The sequence below is a fragment of the Candidatus Acidiferrales bacterium genome, assembly GCA_036514995.1.
Lineage (GTDB): Bacteria > Acidobacteriota > Terriglobia > Acidiferrales > DATBWB01 > DATBWB01.
The window spans coordinates 1-4,109 of sequence record DATBWB010000218.1; the positions used below are offsets into that span (position 1 = coordinate 1).

Annotated in this window: 3 protein-coding genes; all 3 read left to right on the forward strand. The window is 57.5% G+C overall.

The genetic code is table 11. The features are described 5' to 3' along the window. The first annotated feature begins 215 nt into the window (after positions 1-215). Entirely contained in the window at positions 216-2,564 is a 2,349-nt protein-coding gene (locus VIH17_13910; GenBank protein HEY4684330.1) for a DUF3604 domain-containing protein, read from the forward strand. A 57-nt stretch (positions 2,565-2,621) separates the two neighbouring features. Beyond that, positions 2,622-3,509, forward strand: coding sequence for a peptidylprolyl isomerase (locus VIH17_13915; protein HEY4684331.1), 888 nt, complete (start codon positions 2,622-2,624; stop codon positions 3,507-3,509). Next, positions 3,506-4,109: hypothetical protein (locus tag VIH17_13920; protein ID HEY4684332.1), on the forward strand; the 604-nt coding region annotated here is incomplete at its 3' end. The genes VIH17_13915 and VIH17_13920, both read left to right, overlap by 4 nt.

The following is a 4,109-nucleotide window of genomic DNA, read 5'->3' on the forward strand; positions in this document are numbered from 1 at the left end:
AGAAAATTGATTGACTATAAATTGTGCTCTTATTAAAATAACGGGAATAAAAATTTTGATACATAAAATGGGATTAAAATAGCAGGTTTCAATTTGAAGGTGTTAATCAAAGAAAAAATTACATAAGGAGGTAACACATGGAGAGTGTAAAGAAAATCTTAAGGACTTCTCATTACCTCAGATCAGTTTTGGCTGGGAGGCTAAAGGAGATTGACATGAAAAAAGGAAGTTTTACGTATTTTCAACTACGCGGTGTAATGGCTGTATTGCTGGGAACGGCACTGTTGAGCTTGACGGCGGGGCCGGGATTTGCTCAGCAGAGAAACCCTGAGCGTAACGCCTACTTCGGCGAAACGCACGTTCACACGAGCTGGTCGCTCGACGCGTTCAGCATCGGGAACACCATCACCAATCCCGGCGACGCCTACAAGTACTTCAAGGGCGAGCCGATCAAGCATCCGCTGGGCTTCGAAGTCAAAATCGACACGCCGCTCGACTGGGCAGGGGTCACCGATCACTCCGAATACGCCGGCGTGGTCCAGTTGGCGAACGATCCGAGCTCGCCGATCAGCAAGCTGCCTGCCGCGCAGCCCCTGATCCTGAAAGCCAAGACGAAGGAAGAAATGACGAGAGTCGCCCTGTATGCAATCAACACTCTAGCCGCCGGACCGCCGGTCAAGGCGCTCATGGCCCCCGAGATTGCCGCTACAGTCTGGAAGAAAAACGTCGAGCTCGCCGATCAGGCAAACCAGCCGGGGGAGTTCACGGCTTTCTGCTCCTACGAGTGGACCTCGATGCCGAACAACATGAATCTTCATCGCAACATCTTCTTCAAGGACTGCGCCAAGGTGCCGCCGATGCCCTTCAGCGCTCTGGACTCTTTCCACCCCGTGGATCTCTGGAACTGGATGGACAGACAGCGCAAGACCGGCAACGAGCTGCTCGCCATTTCACACAACGCCAACCTCTCAGACGGTCGCATGTTCCCGATCGACGTCGACACAAACGGCCGCCCGATCGATGCCGCCTATGCCGCGTCGCGCATGCGCAACGAGCCGCTGATCGAAATCAAGCAGCTCAAGGGCACCTCGGAGACGCACCCGTTGCTCTCGCCCAATGATGAGTTCGCCAGCTTCGAGATCATGTCGGTTCTGCTGGGCAACCCGCCAGGACGCATTCCGCACATTGTCGGCAGCTATGCCCGGCAGGCACTGAAGGATGGCATCGCCATGCAGGACACCGAGGGCTTCAACCCGTACAAGTTCGGTTTCGGGGCTGCGTCGGACTCGCACAACACCGCTGTCCCGTACCGCCAGGACAACTTCTTCGGCGGTCATTCTATTGCGGACGGGACGATCGAGGCACGCATGTCAGGCACTCTGGTGGGCGGTATGTTTGACGCGCGCACCGAAGGCACCGGCGGAATGACCGGCGTGTGGGCCGAGGAGAACACGCGCGCGTCGCTGTTTGAGGCCATGAAGCGCAAGGAAACCTTTGCCGTAACCGGCCCGCACATCAAGGTTCGTCTGTTCGGCGGGTGGGAGTACACCGCGGACATTCTGGCGGACAAGGACTGGGTCAAGACCGGCTATGCGAAGGGTGTCCCCATGGGTGGCGACCTGCCGCCCGCCAAGGCCAAGGCCCCGACATTTATCGTATGGGCGGTCAAGGATCCCACCTCCGGTAATCTCGACCGGATCCAGATCGTAAAGGGCTGGAGCAAGAGCGGCCAAAGCTTCGAGAAGGTCTTCGACGTCGTCTGGGCTGGTGACCGCAAGCCCGACAAGTGGACTGGCGTTGTGCCGCCGATCGGCAGCACGGTGGACGTCGAGAATGCAACATACACCAACACCATCGGTGACGTCGAGCTGAAGACGGTGTGGACCGATCCGGAGTTCGATCCGAGCCTTGATGCCTTCTACTATGCCCGCGTGCTGGAGATCCCGACGCCGCGGTGGACGACGATCCAGGCGAAGAAGCTGGGTATCGCGCCACCCGACGTCGTGGCTGCCACCATCCAGGAGCGCGCATGGAGCTCACCCCTCTGGTACACGCCAAGCGCCGAGGCGCGCAAGAACGCCAAGCCGGGCATCACGGTGGCCGACCTGAAGAAGAAGGGCGCGGTAGCGCTCGACGACGCTCAGCTGAAAACGCTGATCGTGGACAAGTCGACATGGCTGGAGAATACGGTGACCGGCGACAAGTACATGATCATCTACGGTGCCCTGGGCAAGGGCGCCGCAGCCAAGCCGCTCACACCCGTCGAGCCCGGGTACGTTACCCAGCGCTTCCCCGCTAACCAGGGCGAGCTCCAGGTACGGTACGTGGGAAAAAAGATGGCGATGCAGAGTTTGACCGGCGACCCGGTCGGAGCTAGCTATCTCGGCACCTCCCAGACGTATAACATCAACAACGGGAAGATCGTTACGTCGCTCGTCGGCACGCCAATCGAGATTACCGTATACAAAGTGGGCACGAAGTATCTGGGCGCGCGCAGCAACGAATTCGGGTACGCCAACTACGAGATCACTCCCGCAGTGGCGGAGGTGAGCCCTCTGCGGTGAGCCGTGATGATCGAACCGAAAAAAGACGACTTCGTCGAGATAGGAGGGTAAAGATTAATGAAACGCTGGTTGCGCGAGCCGCTGGTGCATTTTCTTCTGATCGGGCTGCTGCTATTCGCCGTTTACACTGTATTGAATCCCGGTCAGGAACGGAGTCTCAACCGAATCGTGCTGACCGAGGATGACCTCCGCCAACTGCAAATAGCCTTTACTGCACAATGGCAGCGTCCCCCCACTCCAGAGGAACTGGCCGGGCTCATCAACAGTAGAGTCCGCGAGGAGATTCTTTACCGTGAGGCGCTGGCGCTAGGCCTAGACAAAGAGGATACCATCGTCAAGCGCCGCATGGCGCAGAAGATGGATTTCCTCGCCGAAGATTTGTCAGACCTGCGCGAGCCCACGACCGAAGAACTCAGGGCCTGGTTCGAGAAGAACTCCAAGCGATTTGCGCTGCCCGCACGCGCCACGTTCCGCCACCTTTACTTCTCTCCCGACCGCCGAGGAGAGCACGCACGCGCCGACGCTTTTCGTACGCTCAATAAACTCGTCGGCAAACCCGAAGACTCGACGGCTGCGGCTGCTCTCGCCGATCCCTTCATGTTTCAGGATTATTACGGTGATCGCACGCCAGAGCAGTTGGCTAAAGAGTTTGGTCCAAACTTTGCCCAGTCTATGTTTCAACTGAAGCCCGGTTCGTGGCAGGGCCCAATCGAGTCTGGGTACGGCTGGCACCTGGTCTGGGTTGACTCGATTACACCAAGCCGTGTACCACAGTTCGAGGAGGTAGTGCAGGATGTCAAGTCCAAATGGATAGAGGAACAGCGCGCCGAGACGAAGCGCAAGATGTTTGAAGCGATGAGAATGCGCTATGAGGTTGTACTTCCCAAACCAACTGCGAAAGAGGTCCCGAGCACGAACCTGCCCACAGCCAAGGAGGCACCATGAACGTCTGGATGATAGGTTTTTGCAGTCTGCGTAAAAACACCTCGTTCACTCTTCGACAGTTCGACATGCTCACTGCTCAGGGCGAACGAGACAGGTGTCGTAGTCATTGGCAATTTTCCGTTCGTGCTGAGCCTGTCGAAGTACGAAAACGGTCTTTTCAGTACCCCACTAGGCTCCAGTGGTTCCTGCTTTTCGCTCTGTGGCTTGGCATGTTCGCCCAGGCGCCTAGCGCATGGGCCCACGAGTCTCGCCCCGCCTTCCTTGAGATCAACGAGACAGCTCCTGGCCGCTATAGCGTTCTCTGGCGTACCCCTATTTTGTCAGGCATGCGCCTTCCTGTCGCACTAAAATTTCCTGATGACGTGCGCAATGTCACGGAGCCGACGGTGCAGGAGCTAACTGACTCTCTCGTCGAACGCCGGGTGATCGAAGCAGGGGCAAACGGGCTTGCCGGAAAGCAAATCGAGTTCGTGGGGCTTCAGGCCACCATCACAGACATCCTTGTGCGTGTGCAACTGCGCGATGGCTCGCACTCGACGACGCTGGTAAAACCGTCTAAGCCCTGGGTGGAGATTGCAGGTTCGCGTGGGCCTTTAGCAG